Source organism: Salinisphaera sp. SPP-AMP-43 (genome assembly GCF_049568105.1).
In the GTDB taxonomy this organism is placed as follows: Bacteria; Pseudomonadota; Gammaproteobacteria; order Nevskiales; family Salinisphaeraceae; genus Salinisphaera.
The window spans coordinates 3115233-3135977 of sequence record NZ_CP145335.1; the positions used below are offsets into that span (position 1 = coordinate 3115233).

Genomic DNA, 20745 nt, shown 5'->3' on the forward strand with positions numbered 1-20745 from the left:
GAACTCGTCGCGCGTTGCCCACCCAAGCCCGGGCCTGGGTGGCGGCTGTCCCGCCAGGCCGGGACGGCGCCGATCGCTCGACAAGCTTGTCTCGACCGGCGCGTCACGCCCGGATGGCGACATGGGGTGCGATTCAAGCGTCACCGTTATCGATTCGGCACGGGGGCGTGAGATTAGGCGACAGTGGCCCTCTTTATTGCTGGTTTATTCAGCTGACGCTGGGCCCTGGCATAGCCCATGCGTCCGGGCTCGCGCCTTGTCGGCCACTGCCCCATCGTTACCGCACCGCCGAGCCACGTGCCGCCCGACGCACGACGCGTTTGGTATGCACCGGCGGACCCTACACGGGTCTTACGGCCAGCCACCGCCTGCGATACGCATCACTCGATCGCCCATTGCGAACTACGGGCAGGCGGCTATGGGCTCAGTCCTGATGGATACCGGCCATGCGCGCCAAGGCCCGTCGATCCAGGCAACGATAGGCAAACGCAGGCCGGCCGATCTGGCCATAGGCGAAGGTTTCGTCGAGGATCTCGCAGGACACGAGATAGCGCAGGTATTTGCGCACCGAAACCCGCGACATGCCGGTACGCTCGGTGACCGTATCGGTCGAGAAACTGGCCTCGTCGACCGCCAGCAGCACGCCGGCGACCTCGGCCAATGTTCGAGCGGTCAGGCCTTTGGGTAGCTCATCGGCCCGCAGACTCGGGCGCGACCGGGTTCGAAACAACGCATCCAGGGCCCGTTGATCGACAGGGCCGCTCAAGTCATCCAGAGCATGTCGACGCCGGCGCGCGGCATCCAGGGCATCGGCAAAACGCTCGAATGTGAATGGCTTGATCAAGTAATCGGTTACGCCCAGGCGCCGGGCCGCGCGTACGGTCTCTGGCTCGCCGGCCGCGGTAATGAGTACGATATCCACCTCCGGCCGATGCTCGTAGAGCCATTCGGCGATTTCCAGCCCGCTGCGCCGGCCGAGGTAGACATCGAGCAGCACCAGATCGATAGCCTCGCGCTCGAGCACCGCCAAAGCGCTGACCACGTCGCTACAACGACTGATCAAACGCAGGCCCGCCACCCGCGCGAGATACGCCGCATTGAGCTGGCCGACCATCGGGTCGTCCTCGACGATCAGCACATTCATGTCGCGCTCTGGTAGCCACAGGCGATCTCGACCAAGGTGCCCTGGCCCGGCTCGGAATAGATCGCAAGCGTGCCATCGACAGCTGCCAGACGAGCATCAACCAAATGGAGCCCGAGCCCTCGCTGCTCGCCCTTCGATGACACCCCGGCCTCGCGAACACAGGCCAACTGATCTCGGTCCATACCGTAGCCGTTATCTTGTACTGCGATCGACAACGTATCCGCCTCAAGTGCGAGCGTGAGCGCGACCGTCGGTTCGGCGCAGCCGGCCGTCGCCTCGAAGGCATTGTCGAGTACATTGCCGAGGATACTGACCAGACCGTGCACATCGTAGTCGGCCGCCGCCGGCGGGATCGCAGTCTCGGCAGTCACCCGTAGATCGATGGCCTGCTCCCGGGCCTCGTTCTGTTTGCCGATCAGAAAACCAGCGAGGATCGGTTCCGCGATCCGCTCGACCAACGATGCCGTAGCCGCCTCGCGCAGATCGACCAGTTCACGCACGTAGCTCGACAACCGCGCCCAATCACCATGCTGCGTCAGCCCGAGAATGACGTGCAATTTGTTCTTGAAATCATGGGTGGTCGCACGCAGCGCCTGGGCATAGCGACGCACCCCGGTCAGTTCCTCGCCCAATCTTTGCAGTTCGCGGCTATCACGGAACGTGATGACAGTGCCCGCCGAGGGGCTGGCCGGCATGGAGCGCACGGTGCCGACAAACCGCCGCCCGCCGATGTCCAGATCCATATCGACCCCCTGGCCGAGCCGGCCGGCATCGCGGCGCGGATCCGCCATGATCTGGCCGATGTTCGGACCTTGCGCTGCGGTCGCCTCGAACAGCCGACGCGCAGCCGGATTGATCAACCGCACCCGGCGTTCGCCATCGAGTACGATCACGCCTTCATGCATGGCGTCGAGCACCGCCCGATGCTCGGCTACCAGATGCGCGATATCGTCAGGCTCCATGCCCATCAGCCGGCGCTTGACGCGGGTCGCCAGCCAAGCGGCCCCGCCGCCGCCGAGTACAACAACCAGACCCAGCCACGCCAACAACCGCAGCCGTGAATCGCCGCGCAGCGGCGCGAGCCGCGATTGCGTAACCCCCACCGAAACCGCCCCGACCACCCGGCCCGCGGCATCCCGAACCGGCGCGAAGCCGCGTACGCTCTGACCTAGCGTGCCCTCGGCGACCGAGACGTAATGCTGACCTGCCAGTGCCGGGCCTTCGTCATCGCCACGAAAGTGATGGCCGATACGGGCGATGTCCGGATGGGTCAGCCGATGTGCCTGCTCGTCCATCACGACGATGAAATCGACGCCAATCTGCTGCCTCAGCCCGTCGATACGGTGCTGAATCGCCGCTTTCGGATCGTAACCATGGGCGCTCGCAAGCGTATCCACCACGATCGGCATGTTGGCCACGGTCTGGGCCAGATCTTCGACGCGTTCGCCCTGAACGTGCTCGACCGTACGCCACAACTGGCTGCTGAATAAAAACCAGGCCAGCACCAGCGAAGACAGAATCATCGCGAAAACCAGACAGGCCGTCAGCGCAGCCAGGCTGATGCCCCGCCGCTGGGGCCTGCCCACGAACGGTCGGGCCTGCGACGAAGGTGTCATTTCGCCCCCGCGCTTCGTTCGCCTGCATGCCGCAACTCGCTTTTTAAAGTTTCAAAACGATTGTTCAACTTACTAAAGCCTTTTCCGGCCCAGGTCTTCTCCTAATCTGGCGTTCACGGTCAGCCGCCCCACCCGTTCGACACGACGTGCGAGGAAGCGGGTTCGACCGACGATAATAAGGAGATCCTATGAGCGATACGACATCGACCGGCGCCGTCCGTCCTGCGTCGAGCCTAATCGACAGCCTGTTCGACACGCGAATATTCGGCTTGAGTCTGCCGGTTTTCGGACTGTTCTTTGCCGTCATGATATTGGCCATGGTCACCGATACTCTGCCGAACAGCATGATCGGCGCGTTCATCGTGATCATGCTGTTCGGTGAGCTGTTCGGCCATATCGGTGATCGGCTGCCGATCGTTCGGACCTATCTCGGCGGTGGCGCGATTCTGGCGATTTTTTCCGCTGCGACACTGGTCTATCTAGGTTGGCTGCCCGCCGACGTGGCCGAAAGCATCACCAGTTTTATGAAAAGCGGCGGTTTTCTCAATTTCTATATCGCTGCGTTGATCACCGGCAGCATCCTCGGTATGGACTCGCATATTCTGGTCAAAGTGGGCGTTCGCTTCGCCCTGCCTCTGATCAGCGCCGTGCTGTGTGCCGCCCTGTTTGCCGTCATCGTCGGCTGGTGCCTTGGTTTTTCCGCACAAGATGCCGTGGTCGTGATCACCCTACCGATCATGGGCGGCGGAATGGGCGCCGGCGCCGTGCCGATGAGCCAGATCTACGAACAACTGCTCGGCCAGCCAGCCAGCTACTACATCTCCCTGCTCGTACCGGCATTGGCGCTCGGTAATGTCTTCGCCATCATCATCGCCGGTCTTTTGAACGGCCTAGGCAAGCGCATGCCGTCGCTCACTGGCGGCGGCCAAATGATGCCCGGGGTCCAGATCGCTGAACGTCAATCGCAGCCGACGCTGGATAAACTCGGTATCGGGCTGTTGGCGGCGCTGGCTTTCTATGTCGCTGGCCAGATCCTGGGGGCAGTCATTCCGCTGCATCCCTATGCGCTGATGATCATCTTGGTCGCGGCGGTCAAGATCGGTGGGCTGATGCCAAACAACGTCAACGATGCGGCAGCCGAGTGGTTTCAGTTCGTGGCCCGCAACTGGACGTTCGCCCTGCTGTTCGGCATCGGCATCGCCTACACCGACCTCGGCCAGGTCATCGACGCGATCTCGATCACCTACGTTTTGATCGTATTTGCAGTGGTCTCGGGCGCAGCTGTTGGCGCTGGCCTGGTCGGCAAATTGATGGGCTTCTATCCCATCGAATCCGCGATCACGGCCGGGCTGTGCATGGCCAATATGGGCGGTACCGGCGATGTGGCCGTGCTGTCGGCGGCTAATCGCATGCAGCTCATGCCTTTCGCCCAGATCTCCTCGCGACTGGGGGGCGCGTTGATTCTGCTACTCGCCAGTGTGTTGGTCCCGATGCTGTTCGGCGGCAGCCTCTAGCCATAACACCGAATCGCCCTACGCTTAATCATCGGCCGTATGCGTAGGGCGATTGTGTCGGCCCCGGATCTCAACACCAAGCACTATGGTGCAGCCAGGTAAGCCGTAGCGAACGTAACGTAGTCGGTCTAGGCCAGCGAACGGCAATGCTGAGGGACCGTTCTGCCATTGATCGTTGGATGCTCGCCGGCTCGGGCTCGGCTGCCATGCCAAATGAACCTCTGGCGCCCTGCGGCGTGCCCCCTCTTGTAGAACCCACTGGACAGGCGCCCGCGCGACGCTCGGATGACACACCAACAAGCCCGAGCAGGTCGGTCGTTGTCTGCTTCGAGGGGCCCGCCTTCCGTTGCCCGGCCGATGGTGTCTAGCCACTCGGGCCTCCAGGCGACCAGCCTTGGCTACACGGCCACCGACCCTGCACCGAGGCAACGCCGCTGATTCGGATGCGTAGCCCGGCCCTCCCGCTCATACGGTCATAGTGCCTGTACGCAATACCATGGCATGCCGCATCAAACGCTTTGCGCTTCGCATTCAAACCAATCCCGGCTTTTAACGCAGCGTCCTGACAGTCGCGGCAGCGCCGGACCTCCGGTGTCTGTCCTTACAGCTGCGGCTCTTTCGCGTCTACGACATTGGGTCTAGGCGGGTAATCCCGCCACGTCCGGCTCGGCTTGTGTCTCAGTGCTGATACCACGGCCCGCTGCCGCCCGAGACCGGTGCGGATAACCGTTTTACACGGCATTTCCGCGCCTACCCAGGGTGGCCGCCGTCTATTCAGACCACCCTGGTCCTATCCGACCTCGTTCGAAGCCAGTCCATTACGCGCTTATTATTATTGCGCATAAATATTTAATACCCGCCTTACAACGGATAAAAATACGTCTCACCATAAATTTTTATTTACATAAATTCTATGATCTTCTCGGCACTTGTGCGCGCAGCCCGGCACACCGGCCTCCCGAGCACTTGCACGCATAACCAAAACGCTGCATATGCTTAGCCTGTGACAAGGGGGAAATGCCATGTCGATGCGGCACAAATCCTATAGGCGCCCGGCCAAGGGCCGCCCATTCGCCATACTTTGGCTGATTATAATTCTCATTGTTTTGTCCGGCTGTGCAAGCCAGCCTGACAAACCGCCAACGCCGGTCACGGAACCCGCGATCGGCATGCTGGCGATCGAGCATGGTGAGACCGGGCATACCAACCCCATGGCCTCGCTCGCCGATACACCGACCAGTACACCAGCCGGTATTCGACTGGGCTCGGGCGATGTCATCCGTATGCGGATGTTCGGCCAGCCCGATATGGACACCCAGGGGTTTGTATCCAGCGACGGCAAGGTTTCGCTCCCCCTGCTCGACGCCTTTGACATCGGCGGTCTAACGCCTGCCGAGGCCCAGAATCGCATTGCGGCAGCCTATACACGTGGCGATTATTTCCACGATCCACAGGTCAGCATCACCCTGGTCGAACATCGCAGCCAGGAAGTGGCCGTGCTCGGCGAAGTCCGCCGCCCCGGGCGTTTCACGCTGGATACGCGCACCAGCCTACTCGACGCGCTCGCCGAGGCCGGCGGGATCGATACTCAAGGCGCGCGCCAAATCGTTGTGATCCGTCCCGGCATCCGGGACGAGCGACATTTTCGTGTCGACATCGATGCCTTGGTTGGTGGCCACGGCCAGCGGCCCGGATTCCAGTTACAGGCCGGCGACACAGTATTCGTACCTAAGGCGCCTATTTTCTATATCTACGGCCAGGTTCGGCGCCCGGATGCCTATGCCATCCAACCCGGCATGACCGTCATGCAGGCGATTTCTACCGGCGGCGGGCTGACCGATCGGGGCTCCAATTCGCGTATCGAGATTCATCGTCGCGTCGATGACCACGATCGGACGCTGGCGGCCCGGCTCGACCAGCCGATTCAGCCCGGTGACACGATCTTCGTGAAGGAGAGATACTTTTGAACGCGCCCTTGGACCGACCGCTGATTCCTGGCAGCCGGCGATCGCCCACGCCCGGGCAGATTGGCCGAGCGCTCGCCGCGCGCTGGCGCATCATCGCGCTTACCACGGCAGTCTTCGTGCTGTTCGCCCTGGCGATTACCTGGCTGACGCCAGCCACCTATACCGCCCGCGCCTCGCTGGTGATCGAGTTTCCCGGCAGCGACCCGGTCACCGGAGAAATGCGTTCATCGAATCTGGCCGATAGCTATGCTGCAACCCAGATCGACCTGCTGACCAGCCACAAGGTACTGCTTGGGGTCGTCAAACAATTGAAATTCACCGCCGAGCCAGAGGCACTCAGCGAGTTCGAAGCCACAGACGAGTCACGAGATCATTTCGACGACTGGTTGGCCAATAATTTGGCACGTCATTTAGCAGTAGAGGCCGGGCCGGCCAGCCGTCTGGTGGTGGTCGGCTATACCAGCGAAGATCCTGGCCAGGCGGCCGCCGTCGTCAATGCCGTGATCGATCAGTACCGCGAGGCCAGTGGGGCCCTGGCGATTGATCCAGCCAAGTCGCGACAGTCGCGCTTCACAGGATTCCTTTCCAACCTGCGCCATGAGGTCGACGATGCCCAGAGCGCACTTGCCGATGCCCGACAGCGTCTCGGCCTGATTGATACCAATGGATCGCGCAGCGTCGATGCAAACCGCCTGGTTGACCTCGGCACACGGCTCAATGCCGCCGAATCCGACCAACAGCTCGCGGCGGCCCAGCTTGAACAGATTCGCCAGGCCCGCAGTGCCGGGACCTCGATGGCCGACCAGGCCGACGTTTTGGATAGCAGCTATATCCAGCAGATCAAGAATCGCCTTGTCGATCTGCAATCGCAGCGCAGCGAACTCGCCGGCGATCTGGGCCCCAATCATCCTCGGCTTAGAGCTCTGAACAGCCAGATCGCGACGGTACGCGCCAAGCTCGCCCATGAAATCAATGCCTACATAACGTCACGGCAAAGCGAAGCGCAGACCGCCAGCGATCGCGTCCAACGCCTGCAGAAGACCTACGACAATACGCGCGAGCGCGTGATGGACGAGCAGCACAAGCAGGCCGAGCTCGCAAGCTACGAACGGCGCCTGAACAGCGCACAGCAAGTCTATCTCGCAGCTCTGGGCAATTACGATCGTGTGCTCGGCGGCAGCGAGCTCCAGCAACAGAATATTTCCGTGGTCAGCCCGGCCACGCCCCCGAGCCAGCCGACCGGCCTGTCGAGCAACGCCCGTGTGCTGCTGGCGCTGGTCGCCGGCGCCGTGGTCGGCGCAATGCTCGCGTTGCTACGAGAACTATTCGACCGACGGATCCGGGCGGCCGAAGACATCAGGCGCGAGTTAGACATGCCAGTGCTTGGCGAACTGCTACCGGGGACCCGATGATGAGCGATTCGCACCAGATCGTAGATCGGGCCGTACATGTGGCATGGCAACCACGCGCGCCAGCCGCCGAGGCAGTACGGGTGATTCTAGCTCGGCTTTCGGTTTCGCCGGCACATGAGCGGACCCGCTGTATGGCCATCGCTGGCTGCCAACCGAGCGAGGGGCGCAGTACGTTTGTTGCCAATCTGGCCATGGCAGCACTACAAGCTGGCGAGACCGTGGCGATCGTGGATGCCGCTCGCACCGGGGCCCGCCAGCGCGCGCTGTTCGGTTGGGACGACAACACCACGAGTGCACCGGCAGGTACCGCCGTTGAACTCTCGGCGCTGCATATCGTTACCCACGACCGCGAGGGGCGCTCGCTGGCCGATACGGTCACCGATGCCCCGGCATATCTGGGCACTGCACTGGCTGAGCTACGCGCCCGCCACGACCGTGTCCTGATCGATATCTCGGCCGACGCGCACGACCTCGATGCCCTCAACGCCGCACGACAGGCGGGCGCTGCGGTGGTGCTGTTCAAACGCGACACCACCCGCCTGGCACGCGCCAACCGCCTGCTCGAGCGTCTTTCGGAAACCGACGCGGCCGTGCTCGGCAGCGTTCTGGCGCCGCGGTGACCGCATGGACGAGGCCCGCCTACGCGAACAACGCATGCGCTGGATCCTGGCCATTCTGTTCTGGGTCGCGCTGGCGTTCGCGATTCTGCCCAGCGGTCTGACGTTCTCGCACGAGATCTCGGATGACGGTCAAAGTGGGTCGCTATTCCGGCGTGTTCAGTGGATGTCGCCATTCATGGTCGCTGCCCTGGTCGCCTGGCTGCGACGCGACCTGGCCATCGCGCTTATCCGTCGGATCGATCCGTGTCTGCTGGGGTTCGTGCTATGGGCAACGGCCTCGACTGCGTGGTCGGGCTATCCGGACATCACGTTACGCAAGATCGTATTGCTGGTCGGCGCCGTACTGCTCGCCCTGTCTTTTCAGCTGACCACCTTCGAGCCGGGCCGTCTGCGTCGGCACTTGCGCTGGGCGTTCACCCTGACCGTGCTGATCTCGCTGGTGGTTTCGGTCGCGCTGCCGCATGTCGGGCAGGTCGCAGCCTACGACAACGCCTGGGCGGGTATTACGCGCAGCAAGAATCATCTCGGCCTGCTGTCGGGCTGGACCGCGGTACTGTGGCTGCATGCGTTGGCGATCGGCGAAGCCAACACCCGGCGCGCGCTGGCCTGGACCGCGATCAGTCTGCTCGTTTTATTAATGGCCGACGATGCGACGGCGCTGTTGTGCACGCTGGTGGCACTGCCTGCCATGTGGTTTGCCCTGCGCCCGCCGTTCGACGGCCGCCGGGTCGCCGTCGCCGGCGTGCTCGGCGCCGCCATACTCGCGATCACTGTCGTATTCATCATGCTGGTGGTTCACGGGGTGCCGAGCTGGCAAGAGATCGTCGCCCCGGTCGCGCATTCGGTTGGGCGCAATGCAACATTCACCGGCCGGCTCGAGATCTGGCAGCTCGTCTATGCCGAGGCGATCCAGCATCCCTGGCTGGGCTCGGGATTCCAGGCGTTTTGGCTCGGAATCGGCGGCCCCGCCCCGTGGGTCACCCAGAATCTTTACGGCGTGCTCTGGCAGGGCCACGACGGTTATCTGGACGTGTTCAACGAAACCGGGCTGATCGGCCTCGGGCTGGCCCTCGCCTTTCTGTGCAACACGATCCGCCGGGCGCTCCGGCTACCCGCGGCGTTCGATGCCGAACGAGTGTTGCTGATCGTGTTCGTGGTGTTCTTCGCAGCGGCCAACCTGACCGAGTCGATCATATTCCGGCCGATGCATTTTGTGTTCCTGCTGTCGATTTACGACTCGCTGTCGATTAGCCGACTACAGATCGGCGACACGCTGGAACATCCGGCCAGCGAGCCGGCCCCGGCCCTGGAGGTAAGCCCATGAGCCGGTTAACGCTTGGCGCTGCGCTGGTCACGCTACTTGCCTCGGGCCCGTGTCTGGCGGCGCTCAAAGCCAGCACTGTCCTGGCGCCGACGCCGGTCGCTACAGCTAACGCCAGCGTGTTCGCTACACCGCTCGCGGTCTTCGACGGTGCGGTCTATACCGTCAACATCGAGCCTGGATCACAACCGGTGGTTTTGCATGGTTTGGGGTTAAAAACGGTGCTACGACGCGGCGCGCGTGATGCCGACGGGCATTGGCGTTGGTCGCAATATCTCGTCGATGACCAGACCGCCAACGATCCGTACCACACGGCCGCCTCGGTGGGCATCGACCGCGACGGCTATATCCATGTGGCTTACAACATGCACAACCTGCCGTGGCAGTACGCGGTCTCCAAACAGCCGGGCTCGATCGACGGTTTTGTCTTCCGTGGCGACCGGGTCTCGATCGCCGACAAATGGGACAGCCAGCATCGCGATGTCGAATTCCCTGCCCCCGGCCGCGCGGCCATCCCGGGGACCCAGGTGACCTACCCGGCGTTTTTCAACGACCGCAACGGAACGCTGTATGTCACCTATCGCTATGCGGCCCGCCCGGCCCGCGATTTCGGTCAGCGCCAGTATTCGGGCGGCCTCGCCGCCTATGACGAAGCGACCCGTCAGTGGCACGCCATTGGCGGCGACCTGGTTATCGAGGGCGCCGACGCCGAGCTGCCCGGTGGTCAAACTCGCGCCGTTACGAGGCCGCTGATTTCGGAGCCGGGCTGGTGGGTCTATCAGATACGACTTGCCTTCGATGCCGACAACGGCATGCATCTGGCCTGGTATTGGCGTAAGAATAGCTCCGGCGTGAATCAGGATCACGCCAGCTATGCCTATGCCCCGCCGGGCAGTACGGATTTTCAAAGCGCAGACGGCCAACAGCTGGATTTGCCGATCGGGCTGGCTGCGGCCGGGCGCGTGGGCGACGACCGCTTGGCCTCGCTCGCACCTGACGGCTTCTACAGCCCGGCGCGGATCACGGTCAGCCGCGATGGCCATCCGGTGCTCAATCTGCAAAGCATCAACGGGCCGCGCTTCACCCTGTTTCTCGACCGCAGGCAATGGTCGAAGCCGGCCCCAACGCCCGGCCAGGCTTGGGAGCTGCACTACGACGATGCTGGCCACGAATGGGCTTTCGTTTCAGGCCTGACCGTACTGCGCCGCGCCGTACATGCCAACGGCACCCCGAGGTCGAATTGGACCACCGTATTCGAAGGCGATCGCACCAGCCACGGCAATCTTTGCCATCCCCGAGCCGTACGCGGCGCCGACGATGCGCAAGGCCGACCGACATTTTATATACACGGCAACGTGATCAACGACGTTGGCCGTTGCGAGAACGACCGTATCGCCATCGTGTGGCTGGCCGAGAAATAGCCCCATGGATATCCTCATGCACGCCCCGTGGCCCTATGAATACGCAACCGAACTGGCCAGCGCCTTGGCCGACAGCGGCTGCGGTGATCACGTCTGTCTGCAGACTCGGGCCAACTATCCCTACGCCCAAGCGCTGACCGCGCGTTTGAGTCAGCCGTACCCGGACCCGGCCGCAGCCGGCAATCGGGCGTCCCGTGGGCTGGCCCATGCGACTGGTGTGGCCCGGGTAGTCCGCCAGCTGCAATGCGAGCGGCCGGATGTATTCCATATCCAGGCGCTACATCGCCCGGCTCTGGACTGGCCGCTGATCGTCGCAGCCCGAGCGGCCGGCGCCGCCGTGGTCTGGACTGCGCATAACGCTCTGCCCCACGAAAACCGGCGGTACGACGCCGTGTTGTTTCGGCGTATCTATCGCCATGTCGATGCCGTGATCGCTCACACCGAGCAAACCGCGGCCCGGCTCGTCAACGAACTCGGCGCGCCCGCCGCCCGCGTGCATCGCATCGCCCATGGCGGCTTCGCGCGCACCGCGGCTCCGGCGCCCACCCGTGGTGCCGCTCGGGCTGCACTCGAACTCGCGGGCGATGTGTTCGTGCTGCTGTTTTTCGGCCGTATCCGACCCTACAAGGGGCTCGATGTACTGGTTGCAGCCCTCGATCGGCTGGCGGGCCACCGAGTGATCGCGATCGTCGCTGGACACGATCAGTTCGGCGAGGCAGCGAAACTGGCCGGCCGTATCGACGTACGGCTCGACCTGAGACGCGTCGATGCCGAGACCACGGCACAGTATTTCGCGGCCGCAGACCTCGTGGTGCTGCCCTACCGCGCCATCGACCAATCCGGTGTGCTGATGCTGGCGCTGACCTACGGCAGCGCGGTGGCGGCTACGGATGTAGGCGGTCTCGGCGAAATCATCGAGCACGGCCACACCGGTTTTCTGCTGCCAGCGCCGGACTCGCAGGCACTGGCGAATCTGATTATCGAACTACGGCGCGATCCCGCACGGCTGGCGCACGTACGGCAAAACGTCAGCCGCGCTCTAGCGAGCCAATTGGGCTGGACGCATCTCGCTGCCGAGACGCGAGCGGTATATCGAACGCTGCGCGAACCACAGACCACATCCGAGACCCTGCCGGAATCCGGCCGGGCCACCGGGCACGATCGACCGAGCTGAACGACGGTCAAACGGGGGACACAAAATGACAAGGGAGTGGCTTCGAGGCCGGTCGGCACAGCCGCCACGCGAGGGTGCATCAAGGCATGTGCTGATGATCGTGGAAAACCTGCCTGTGCCGTTTGACCGGCGTATATGGCAAGAAGCCAACGCCCTGTACGCAGCCGGGTATCGCGTATCGGTCATTTGTCCGCAGGCCGAAGGCTATACCGAGGCTTATGCCGAAATAGACGGCATCGCCATCCATCGACACCCATTGCCGGTGGAAGCCGAGTCCGCGATCGGCTATCCGATCGAATACGCTACCGCCCTGTTCTGGCAGCTGCGCTTGGCCCGACGTATTCATCGCGAGACGCCGGTGGACGTGATTCACGCGGCCAATCCGCCCGATACGGCGTTCATCGTTGCCGCTCTTGCCCGCTTGGCTGGGGTGCGATTCGTGTTCGATCACCACGATCTGTGCCCGGAACTGTTCGAGGCCAAGTTCGGCCGACGCGGCACAGCCTACTGGCTGTTGCGTGCGCTCGAACGCGCCACGTTCGCAACCGCCAGCGTATCGATCGCTACCAATGACTCCTTCAAGCGCATCGCCTGCCGGCGTGGCGGCATGGCAGCCGAGAACGTATTCGTGGTGCGCAGCGGACCGAATCTGGACCGCGTGTATCCAGTAGCGCCCGATCCGACGCTCAAGCGGGGGCGACGCCACCTGGTCGGCTATGTCGGGGTCATGGGCGAACAGGAAGGTCTGAGCGATCTGCTGGCCGTCATCGCCGATCTCGTGTATCGCCGCGAGCGCCACGATATTCAGTTCTGCCTCGTTGGTTTCGGGCCCTCGTTGGCCGGGCTGAAGCACGAAGCCGAAGCACTTGGCATCGCCGAATACGTCGATTTCCCGGGCCGTCTCGCGGGCGAGGATCTGCTGCGCGTGCTCTCGACCGCGGATGTCTGTGTCAGCCCCGATCCCAAGAATGCGATGAACGATCAGTCGACCATGAACAAGATTCTGGAATATATGGCCCTCGGCAAGCCACTGGTCCAGTACGACCTCGTCGAGGGCCGGGTATCGGCCGGCGAGGCCGCCCTTTATGCCCAACCGGGCAATACCGGCCACTTTGCCGATCAACTGCTCGCCCTGATCGACGACGCGCCGCGGCGCGCGGTCATGGGCGCAGCCGGCCGGGCCCGTATCGAAGCCGAACTGGCTTGGCCCCATGAAGTCCCTACATTGCTGGCTGCCTACGAGCGGGTATGGTCATGAACACGACGGCCGACAACAAGGTACGCACCGCGCCGATCCTGGTCATTTCCCCGATGCGGGACGAGGCCCGCTTCGTGGATGCCGCGATCGAGGCCATGCTAACCCAGACCGTGCGTCCTGCTGCCTGGGTGATCGTCGACGATGGCTCTAGCGACGACACCGCGCTACAGGTCGCACGGTACGCAGCCCAATCCGACTTCATCCATCTCATACAGCGTAATGACCGCGGTCGCCGGCGCGTCGGGGCCGGAGTGATCGAGGCCTTCAATCACGGCTTGGCGCACGCCCCTATCGATGACTGGCGGTACATCGTCAAGCTCGATGCCGATATCACCTACGGGCCACGCTACATCGAGACGATGTTGGCGGCCTTCGCAGTCGATCCGAAGCTGGCTGCCATTTCCGGGCGCGTCTACCGGCCGGAGCCCGGTGGCGACGTCGAAGAACGCAAGTCGCCGGACATGGTGGCCGGGCCATTCAAGTTCTATCGACGCGAGGCGTTCGAGGCCATCGGCGGCTTCGAACAAACCCTGCAATGGGACGGCATCGACATCCATCGCGCCCGCATGACCGGCTGGCGCACGGCTAACATCGACCATCCCGACGCGCGCATCCATCACCACCGGCTGATGGGCTCGTCGCAGGTAAGCATCGTGCACGGTCGGCTGCGCTGGGGTCGCGGGATCCATTTCATGGGGTACCACCCGGCCTATGTCGCGGCCGTCGGCATCTATCGCATGCCGGAGAAACCCTATGTCATCGGCGGCCTGCTGATCATGACTGGTTACTTCCATGCCACGGCACGACGCCGGCCGCAGTATCCCGACCCGGTCTTCCGGGCCGATCTTCAGCGCTGGCAGAAGGCCCGCCTGGCCAAACTCGTCAGTCGCGCCTTTGCCCGCCTGCGTGGTTCGGAGCCATCGCCATGAATACGCCTCGACAACGCCCTGGCAGCAGCTTTGCTCTCCTGCTACACGGCCTGGCCTATGCCGGCATTGGCACGAGCAATCTGCTGATCTGCGCACACCTATCCGATCAGGGGCTGATCCGTGCTTATCATGAGCTCGCGCTGCTGGTGTTCGTGATTCTGGGTGCGGTATTCGGCCGCTTCAGTCTGATTTCGCGCTGGCATATCGGGCGAGCCGGTTCGATCGGTACCGGTGTCGTGCTGAACTGGCTGGCGGTGGCCACCGGCCTGGTTTTTCTCGGCTTCATCACCCGCCAGACCGGGGTATTCGAACGCCGGGTGATATTGATCTGGCTGGCCACCACGCCATTGCTGTTCGTCGCCGCCCACCACGTGGCGCGGTATGTATTCTTTCGTTGGTTTCCCAATTCGATGCGTTCGCGGCGCGCGGTGATCGTATTCCTCAACGACGATTCACGCCGACTGGCCGAAACCTTTCGCGATCTGGACCTGCCGCGCTTTCATCTGCTCGGTTTCTTCGAAGACCGCACCGCCGAGCGGACCGGCGCGCCGGTTGGTGGGTTGGTGCTCGGCCGATGCCAGGATGTCGTGGCTTACGTCAACGCGAATACTGTCGACGTGGTGTTCGTGGTGCTGCCGCTGGAAGGCGCCGACCGTGCAATGAGCGTAGTCAGCGCACTGGGCGATACCACCGCCTCCATCTATTTCGTGCCGGCCTCGCCTTTGTTCCGCATGGACCATCTACAGTTCGCGGAAGTCGGTGGCATGCCGGTATTCACTGTCAGCGAAACGCCCTTTTTCGGCGCCGACGGCCTGCTCAAACGGATGATGGACATCGTATTCGCCCTCATCCTTCTAGCCATGCTCGCGCCGGTGTTCGCGGTGGTCGCTACCGCCGTGCTGATCAGTTCTGGGCGGCCGATTCTGTTCACCCAGCCCCGCTATGGCCTGGACGGCCGCGAGATCGCGGTCCACAAATTCCGCACCATGCATGTGGCCGAGGTGGGCGCGTTGGTCAATCAGGCCACGCGCAACGACCCGCGTGTCACCCCGCTGGGGGCTTTTCTCCGGCGTACCTCGATCGACGAACTGCCGCAGTTCTGGAACGTGCTGCGCGGCGAAATGAGCCTGGTCGGCCCGCGGCCGCATGCGGTGTCACATAACGAGACCTATCGCGGTCTAGTCTCGCAGTACATGCTGCGACACAAGGTCAAACCCGGCTTGACTGGGTTGGCCCAGATCAACGGCCTGCGCGGCGAAACCGCCCGGGTGGAAGATATGCAACGCCGCGTCGAGTACGACCTTCGCTATATCCGCTCATGGTCGCCGGGGCTGGATATCTACATCATCCTGCGCACCATCGCCCTGGTGTTCCGGGATCGCGCTGCATACTGATATGGCACAACGGACAGATCCCCTCGCGCGGGAACGCGCACGCCTGCTGATGGCCCTCGCCGGGCTGCTGACCACCGGCACAACCACTGCCATGGGCCTGGAAGTCTCACCCTATGCCGGCTATCGATTCGAATCCGACACCAACCTGTTCGATTCCCCGTCCGGCAGCCGCGATGCCGACCAGTTGCATTACGCAACCCTGGGCGGCGATATCGACTGGAATCATGCCCGCCAGCACGTGACTGCGAACGCCGAAGCCACGCGCGTGCTCTATCGCGATAACGACTATCTCGATCACACCGACTATCGCGGCAATATCGATTGGGACTACGCCATCGGTGCGCTGCTCAGCGGTACGGCGTCCTATACAGGCGGCCGCTATCTGAACGGCTTCGAAAATCGCAGCGAACGGGACAAGGATTTCATCGAGCTGCATAACCCGGTCGTCGATATGCGGCTTGCGATCACGCCACATTGGTCGACCCTGGCCCGTATTGGCTACCTCGATCGTCGCCATACGCTGGCGACCGAACGCCGCTACGATCGCACCGAAATCGACAGCCGTGCCGAACTGACTTACGAAACCACGCCGGGTACCCGTGTCACGCTTGGCGCGGCGCGCATCGACGGCGACTTCCCACAGCGCGGCGCAGATGATGCGCTCGCCCATGGTTTTACCCAGCACACGCCTTATCTGCGTCTGGCGTGGCGCTACAGCGGCGTCTCCAGCTTCATGGCCCAAGGCGGCTATACCTGGCGCAACGACTCAGGCGATCAGGCCTCGGATTGGTCGGAGCCAAGCGGCCGCGTGGCTTATATTCGCGATGTATCGGGCCAGACCCAGCTCATGTTCATGGCAGCACAGGATATCTACTCAGCCGACAGCGTCGCCGCCAATGCGCTGCGCGATCGCTACGGGCGGGTGATCCTGCAATGGCGTTATGGTCCAAGCCTGGCGCTGGCCAGCCATTACGAGTGGCATCGGGAAGATTATCTCGGCACCACAGCCAGCAACCGTCGGGATACCACCCAGGACTACGGCGCCGAGCTCACCTGGCAACCAACCGACCGACTGGCACTGACCGCGCAGATCAGCCGCATGGATCGCGATTCGAATCTGGACGATGCCCGTTTCGACAAACTGGTAGGTGGGGTGGGTCTGCGCTATACGCTCAACCCGCAGCCGCGCGTGGAGTTCGGCCCAGAACGGCCATGATCGACCGTAGCGTGCTGCGATGAAACAACAAGACCAGCACGCTGAACAACACGATCCCGATACCCATCTGGCTACCGAGCCGCCAAGCCGGCGAACCGGCGACCATGCCACTGGCATCGAGCGCGGCGATCGCCCCGGCCATGACCATGGCACTCACCGCCGCCGGGACAGCCGCTCGCATGAAGCCACCGACCGACAAACCGAAAGCGCTCTGCGCAGCCCACAGGTAGATTGCGGCCAGCCCCAATGCCGATACCACGCGGGCCGCGCCGATCGCCGCCCAGCCCCAAGGGCCGAGTGCAACAAGCGCTCCGGCGGCGATCACGAGTTCGAGCGCGAGCGCACCGGCAATCACGGCCGCACGCCCGCGTGCCGCGAGCGCCGTCATCAGAAAATGCACCACCGCCGAAACACCGGCGGCGATTGCCAGCCCACGTGCGATCGTGCCCGCCGCCGTCCAGCCGGGGCCGGCCAGCAGATCGATAGTCGCCGGCGCGACGGCGGCCAGCCCGAAGTAGACCGGCAGCAGCACCAGCGCTGTCTGCGACACGGTATCGGCCACCGCGGCCCGCAGCCGGGCCGGCGTATGCTGGGCGCGCATGAAATACGACAGCGCGATATTGTGCGATACCGAAGCCGTCGGGCTGCGTATCGGCTCGATAATACGCAGCGCCATATTCAGATAGCCAAGCCCTTCGAGCCCGAACAGCCGTGCCACCAGCCCTTGGAACACCGCATCGGTGGCCTTGTCGATACAGCGTGCCACGAAAAACCAGCCGGCGAAGCCGCCAAGCTCGACCAGCGGTGCCCGTGCCAGCGAGGGCCGGATACGCGCCGGGCTCGTTGCGACCAACAGCCCCGCGGTAATCAGGCGCGATACCAGCCGAATCGACAGCAGCGCCCAGACGCCAGCGCCGGCCACTGCAAGTACAAGCCCGACCACGGCGCCGCCGCCATCGCCGGCCAGATTAGCCCAGGCCAGCGTATCGAAACGGCGGTGGCGACGGGCCAGGGCCGTAAACACGGCCACAGTGGCATGGGCCGGCAAAATCAGCGAAAACCCGGCCACCAGGCGGGCCAGCTGCGCGCCCTGCCCGCCCGGCCAGTACCATGCCCAGCCCCAGGCCAGAACGCCGACGAGCACAATCAACAACGCTGCCCCCAGCACGGTCAGCCCGAGCGCGGCCGCAAAATGCCGGCGACGCACGATGCGCTGCTGCGCCAAGGCCTCTTCGAACGGCGCGGTAACCACGATCGCAATCAGGCTGACCACTACGATGGTCAACGCGGCCTCGCCGAACACGGCCGGCGTCAGCCAGCGCGCCAGCACGATCGTGGTGGCCAGTTTGAGCAGCACGCGGCCGAGCGCATCCGCCAGCGAAGCCGACAGCCAGCTCAGCATGCCTTTGCCCGCGCTTTGTCGGTCGTGCCGCCGCGGATCGCTAGACCATGAATCGCGACCGAACTCTCGAAGCCATAGTGGCCGCGCTGTTGCCAGCCGAAGCCGTGGTTCGCGCCGCCGCCATCGACCAACCCTGGCCACCACTGCCCGACTGCGAAGCCGCCTACGTCGCCCAGGCCGTAGCGACGCGCCGCGCCGAATTCGCCGCCGGGCGCCATTTGGCCCGTCAGGCGCTGGACGCGATCGGCTGCCCAACGCCTGCGCTGGCCGCCGTGGCCACCACAGGCCCGATCTGGCCGGTTGCGGCGACCGGCAGCATCAGCCATGCCGACGGCCTGGCTTTGGCTGCGGTCGTTCGCCGCCAACATATCGAGGCTTTGGGCGTAGATATCGAAGGTCCGCGCCAGCTGGAACGCGCCGCCTGGCCGGATGTGTTCACGCCCGGCGAACGAGCCGAACTCAGTGGACCCAGCGCTGCTGTGGCCCTGTTCTCGGCCAAGGAAGCGATCTATAAAGCGATCGCAGTGGTTGACCGGATCGAGTTCTTCTTTACCGACTTCAGTATCCATCCCGGCCCCGGTAATACCTTTATCGCGCGCGCCGAGCGGGCCAATTTGCAACGCGCGCTGGCCGGTCTGACCGGCCACGCCGGCCGTTATGGCGAACGCCTCATCCATATCGCATACCGGCGGCCGCGGCCGGCCAATGCGCCGCCAGCCAGTCGATGACGTGGACGAACAACTGCATGCGCTCGGCGTTGCGTGAAAAAGTATGGTCGGCCGACGGCAGATAGTGCTCGGTCAACGCATCGCCTAAATGCACGTCGGCCAACGCCCGGCGAAGCTGACCGGCATGGTTGTAGTAACCATGCGTTGCGCCGGAATAGATATAGAACAGCCGCACATCGCGCTCGACCAGGCCAGCGAGATCCGCTGCCAAGACACTACGTTCCGGCATTTTGAAGAAATCTACGCCGTCGATCGCGCTCTTGGGAGGCCCATCACGCCTACTCATGCGCTGGGCGAAGTTGGCCCAACGCCTTGGCGAGGCCACGCGGCGAGCGTAGTAGCGCCAGACAAAGCCCGGCGTCGTCGCCGCATGCCCATCGATCTGCACCATCCCCACGACCCGTGGCTCGGCGAGCGCGACCCGATGGGCATCGTCGGCACCGCTGCATAGCCCAATCAGCACGACCGACTCGCAGCCGGCCAAGCGTGCCATCTTATCGATCGCAGCCCGGCATTCGATCACCAACTCCTCGGCCCGATCGACAGCCAGCGGTTGCTGCGGCTTGCGGCTTTCTCCGGTCCCGGCGTAATCGAAGCGCAGCGTTGGGTAACCGGCATCCGCGATCGCGCGCGCAAACGCCGTATTAAGGCCGCGCGGGCCGATGCGATGCTCGAGGCCGGCATTCAGAAACAACACTCCAGGGCGCGGTTTTAGCGGCACCCCGGTTCCGGCGTCGGGGCGTGCTAGAAGGCCAACCAGATGCGATTCATGACCGAAAATCAGCGGCGTTTCGTACATTAACCCAAGCTCAGATCGAGTAAAGACGACAACGACCGAGCCAGCGTGATGCGCCGATACTGCGCCTCGAGCTGATCCCAGTCCCATGTTTCGGTGAGCTCGATCGATTGCCCACCGCGTGCGATCACGCTTTGGGCAAGTTCCGGCTGGGCCTGGCCCTGACTGGTCGCGAGATGCCAGTCATCTAGCCGCTCGCTATCGATCTCGGCCAGGCGTTGCGCCTTAAGCGGCTCGACCACGGCTTTGGGCCAGTGGAAACCCAGCCACTCATCGGTATCGTAGGTGGCATGGTGGTGGCGCCGCGGGCGATAGCGGTTCATGCCGTCGATCTGGGCCACATGCAGCGTCGACAGATCGGCCATATAACGCTCGCCATCGACCACCGGATCGATCAGCACCACCCGCCGCGATTGTTGTCGCCGGGCTGCTGCAGCAGCCGCGATCAACGATCCGGCCCGCACACCGATCAGGCGGATATGCGCCAGCCCGGTGATCTCGCCGAGCCAGTCGATCGCGCGGTCTACGCTGGCCAACCAGCTCTGCCAGTCGGCTTCGACCTGGCGACCAGCGCTGTCGCCGGTGGCCGGGTAGTCGAAGCGTAGAACATGGGCATTGCGCTCGGCCGCAGCCTCGGCCAGTTGCCAGCAGGCGCGATAACCGCGCATGTATTCATGCCCGATACTCTGGCAGACCACCAGCGCGGTCTCGACGCCGGGCGTACCCGGCGCTGGCGCGTGATAGCTGCCATACAACGCTTCCCCCGGCCCGAAAAACATCGGCGTCATACCCATGAGGCCTCCGTGGGGCATGCGAGCGACCCCCTCCAACAG

At 63.6% G+C, this 20745-nt stretch carries 17 protein-coding genes; 12 read left to right on the plus strand and 5 right to left on the minus strand.

Annotated features, from left to right (window positions below):
• Positions 1 to 424 precede the first annotated feature (424 nt).
• Both V5738_RS13360 and V5738_RS13365 read right to left on the minus strand, forming a co-directional pair.
• Complete coding sequence (locus V5738_RS13360; RefSeq protein ID WP_423821299.1) at positions 425 to 1144, minus strand: response regulator; 720 nt, start codon at positions 1142 to 1144, stop codon at positions 425 to 427.
• Entirely contained in the window at positions 1141 to 2760 is a 1620-nt protein-coding gene (locus V5738_RS13365; protein WP_423821300.1) for an ATP-binding protein, read from the minus strand. Before V5738_RS13365 ends, V5738_RS13360 begins: the two co-directional genes overlap by 4 nt.
• 188 nt (positions 2761 to 2948) lie before the next feature.
• On the opposite strand from V5738_RS13365, the gene V5738_RS13370 reads away from it, so the two are divergent.
• The 11 genes from V5738_RS13370 (at position 2949) to V5738_RS13420 (ending at position 16986) form a co-directional block, all read left to right on the plus strand.
• On the plus strand, positions 2949 to 4274 hold the full coding sequence (locus tag V5738_RS13370) for a 2-hydroxycarboxylate transporter family protein (RefSeq protein ID WP_423821301.1): 1326 nt from the start codon (positions 2949 to 2951) through the stop codon (positions 4272 to 4274).
• Positions 4275 to 5296: 1022 nt separating this feature from the next.
• On the plus strand, positions 5297 to 6241 hold the full coding sequence (locus tag V5738_RS13375) for an SLBB domain-containing protein (protein ID WP_423821302.1): 945 nt from the start codon (positions 5297 to 5299) through the stop codon (positions 6239 to 6241).
• Positions 6238 to 7653, plus strand: a complete 1416-nt coding sequence (locus tag V5738_RS13380) for a GumC family protein (protein ID WP_423821303.1) — start codon at positions 6238 to 6240, stop codon at positions 7651 to 7653. The genes V5738_RS13375 and V5738_RS13380 overlap by 4 nt, the downstream gene beginning before the upstream one ends.
• Complete coding sequence (locus tag V5738_RS13385) at positions 7653 to 8273, plus strand: division plane positioning ATPase MipZ (protein ID WP_423821304.1); 621 nt, start codon at positions 7653 to 7655, stop codon at positions 8271 to 8273. Before V5738_RS13380 ends, V5738_RS13385 begins: the two co-directional genes overlap by 1 nt.
• 4 nt (positions 8274 to 8277) lie before the next feature.
• Complete coding sequence (locus V5738_RS13390; protein ID WP_423821305.1) at positions 8278 to 9597, plus strand: O-antigen ligase family protein; 1320 nt, start codon at positions 8278 to 8280, stop codon at positions 9595 to 9597.
• Positions 9594 to 11015: a BNR-4 repeat-containing protein gene (locus tag V5738_RS13395; protein WP_423821306.1), complete on the plus strand. Its 1422-nt coding sequence runs from the start codon at positions 9594 to 9596 to the stop codon at positions 11013 to 11015. The genes V5738_RS13390 and V5738_RS13395 overlap by 4 nt, the downstream gene beginning before the upstream one ends.
• A gap of 4 nt (positions 11016 to 11019) precedes the next feature.
• Positions 11020 to 12189 carry a glycosyltransferase family 4 protein gene (locus V5738_RS13400; RefSeq protein ID WP_423821308.1) on the plus strand — a complete coding sequence of 390 codons (1170 nt, stop codon included), beginning with the start codon at positions 11020 to 11022 and terminating at the stop codon, positions 12187 to 12189.
• Between the two features lie 94 nt (positions 12190 to 12283).
• The gene (locus tag V5738_RS13405) at positions 12284 to 13447 is read left to right on the plus strand and encodes a glycosyltransferase family 4 protein (protein WP_423821309.1); all 1164 of its coding nucleotides are present in this window, start codon (positions 12284 to 12286) and stop codon (positions 13445 to 13447) included.
• Positions 13444 to 14376, plus strand: a complete 933-nt coding sequence (locus V5738_RS13410; protein WP_423821310.1) for a glycosyltransferase — start codon at positions 13444 to 13446, stop codon at positions 14374 to 14376. Before V5738_RS13405 ends, V5738_RS13410 begins: the two co-directional genes overlap by 4 nt.
• Complete coding sequence (locus V5738_RS13415; protein WP_423821311.1) at positions 14373 to 15770, plus strand: undecaprenyl-phosphate glucose phosphotransferase; 1398 nt, start codon at positions 14373 to 14375, stop codon at positions 15768 to 15770. The genes V5738_RS13410 and V5738_RS13415 overlap by 4 nt, the downstream gene beginning before the upstream one ends.
• Before the next feature lies 1 nt (position 15771).
• Positions 15772 to 16986 (plus strand): hypothetical protein, encoded by a 1215-nt coding sequence (locus tag V5738_RS13420; RefSeq protein ID WP_423821312.1) that lies wholly within the window; start codon positions 15772 to 15774, stop codon positions 16984 to 16986.
• Here the strand turns inward: V5738_RS13420 and V5738_RS13425 are convergent.
• On the minus strand, positions 16943 to 18388 hold the full coding sequence (locus V5738_RS13425; protein WP_423821313.1) for an oligosaccharide flippase family protein: 1446 nt from the start codon (positions 18386 to 18388) through the stop codon (positions 16943 to 16945). The genes V5738_RS13420 and V5738_RS13425 overlap by 44 nt on opposite strands.
• A 47-nt stretch (positions 18389 to 18435) precedes the next feature.
• Here V5738_RS13425 and V5738_RS13430 point away from each other — a divergent pair, with 47 nt between their 5' ends.
• Positions 18436 to 19116 (plus strand): 4'-phosphopantetheinyl transferase family protein, encoded by a 681-nt coding sequence (locus V5738_RS13430; RefSeq protein WP_423821314.1) that lies wholly within the window; start codon positions 18436 to 18438, stop codon positions 19114 to 19116.
• On the opposite strand, the gene V5738_RS13435 is transcribed toward V5738_RS13430, so the two are convergent.
• Together V5738_RS13435 and V5738_RS13440 are read right to left on the minus strand one after the other, a co-directional pair.
• Positions 19058 to 19915 (minus strand): hypothetical protein, encoded by an 858-nt coding sequence (locus tag V5738_RS13435; protein WP_423821315.1) that lies wholly within the window; start codon positions 19913 to 19915, stop codon positions 19058 to 19060. The two genes, V5738_RS13430 and V5738_RS13435, sit on opposite strands and share 59 nt — an antisense overlap.
• Positions 19915 to 20706 (minus strand): hypothetical protein, encoded by a 792-nt coding sequence (locus V5738_RS13440; RefSeq protein WP_423821316.1) that lies wholly within the window; start codon positions 20704 to 20706, stop codon positions 19915 to 19917. The genes V5738_RS13435 and V5738_RS13440 overlap by 1 nt, the downstream gene beginning before the upstream one ends.
• Between the last annotated feature and the right edge of the window lie 39 nt (positions 20707 to 20745).

What these genes read in the sequence shown, in the direction of transcription:
- V5738_RS13415 (WP_423821311.1), top strand. Translation starts at nt 14,373, where the DNA reads ATGAATACGCCTCGACAACGCCCTGGCAGCAGCTTTGCTCTCCTGCTA.
- V5738_RS13365 (WP_423821300.1), bottom strand. Translation starts at nt 2,760, where the DNA reads ATGACACCTTCGTCGCAGGCCCGACCGTTCGTGGGCAGGCCCCAGCGG.
- V5738_RS13395 (WP_423821306.1), top strand. Translation starts at nt 9,594, where the DNA reads ATGAGCCGGTTAACGCTTGGCGCTGCGCTGGTCACGCTACTTGCCTCG.
- V5738_RS13375 (WP_423821302.1), top strand. Translation starts at nt 5,297, where the DNA reads ATGTCGATGCGGCACAAATCCTATAGGCGCCCGGCCAAGGGCCGCCCA.
- V5738_RS13440 (WP_423821316.1), bottom strand. Translation starts at nt 20,706, where the DNA reads ATGGGTATGACGCCGATGTTTTTCGGGCCGGGGGAAGCGTTGTATGGC.
- V5738_RS13390 (WP_423821305.1), top strand. Translation starts at nt 8,278, where the DNA reads ATGGACGAGGCCCGCCTACGCGAACAACGCATGCGCTGGATCCTGGCC.
- V5738_RS13360 (WP_423821299.1), bottom strand. Translation starts at nt 1,144, where the DNA reads ATGAATGTGCTGATCGTCGAGGACGACCCGATGGTCGGCCAGCTCAAT.
- V5738_RS13385 (WP_423821304.1), top strand. Translation starts at nt 7,653, where the DNA reads ATGAGCGATTCGCACCAGATCGTAGATCGGGCCGTACATGTGGCATGG.
- V5738_RS13410 (WP_423821310.1), top strand. Translation starts at nt 13,444, where the DNA reads ATGAACACGACGGCCGACAACAAGGTACGCACCGCGCCGATCCTGGTC.
- V5738_RS13435 (WP_423821315.1), bottom strand. Translation starts at nt 19,915, where the DNA reads ATGTACGAAACGCCGCTGATTTTCGGTCATGAATCGCATCTGGTTGGC.
- V5738_RS13430 (WP_423821314.1), top strand. Translation starts at nt 18,436, where the DNA reads ATGAATCGCGACCGAACTCTCGAAGCCATAGTGGCCGCGCTGTTGCCA.
- V5738_RS13370 (WP_423821301.1), top strand. Translation starts at nt 2,949, where the DNA reads ATGAGCGATACGACATCGACCGGCGCCGTCCGTCCTGCGTCGAGCCTA.
- V5738_RS13420 (WP_423821312.1), top strand. Translation starts at nt 15,772, where the DNA reads ATGGCACAACGGACAGATCCCCTCGCGCGGGAACGCGCACGCCTGCTG.
- V5738_RS13405 (WP_423821309.1), top strand. Translation starts at nt 12,284, where the DNA reads ATGATCGTGGAAAACCTGCCTGTGCCGTTTGACCGGCGTATATGGCAA.
- V5738_RS13425 (WP_423821313.1), bottom strand. Translation starts at nt 18,388, where the DNA reads ATGCTGAGCTGGCTGTCGGCTTCGCTGGCGGATGCGCTCGGCCGCGTG.
- V5738_RS13400 (WP_423821308.1), top strand. Translation starts at nt 11,020, where the DNA reads ATGGATATCCTCATGCACGCCCCGTGGCCCTATGAATACGCAACCGAA.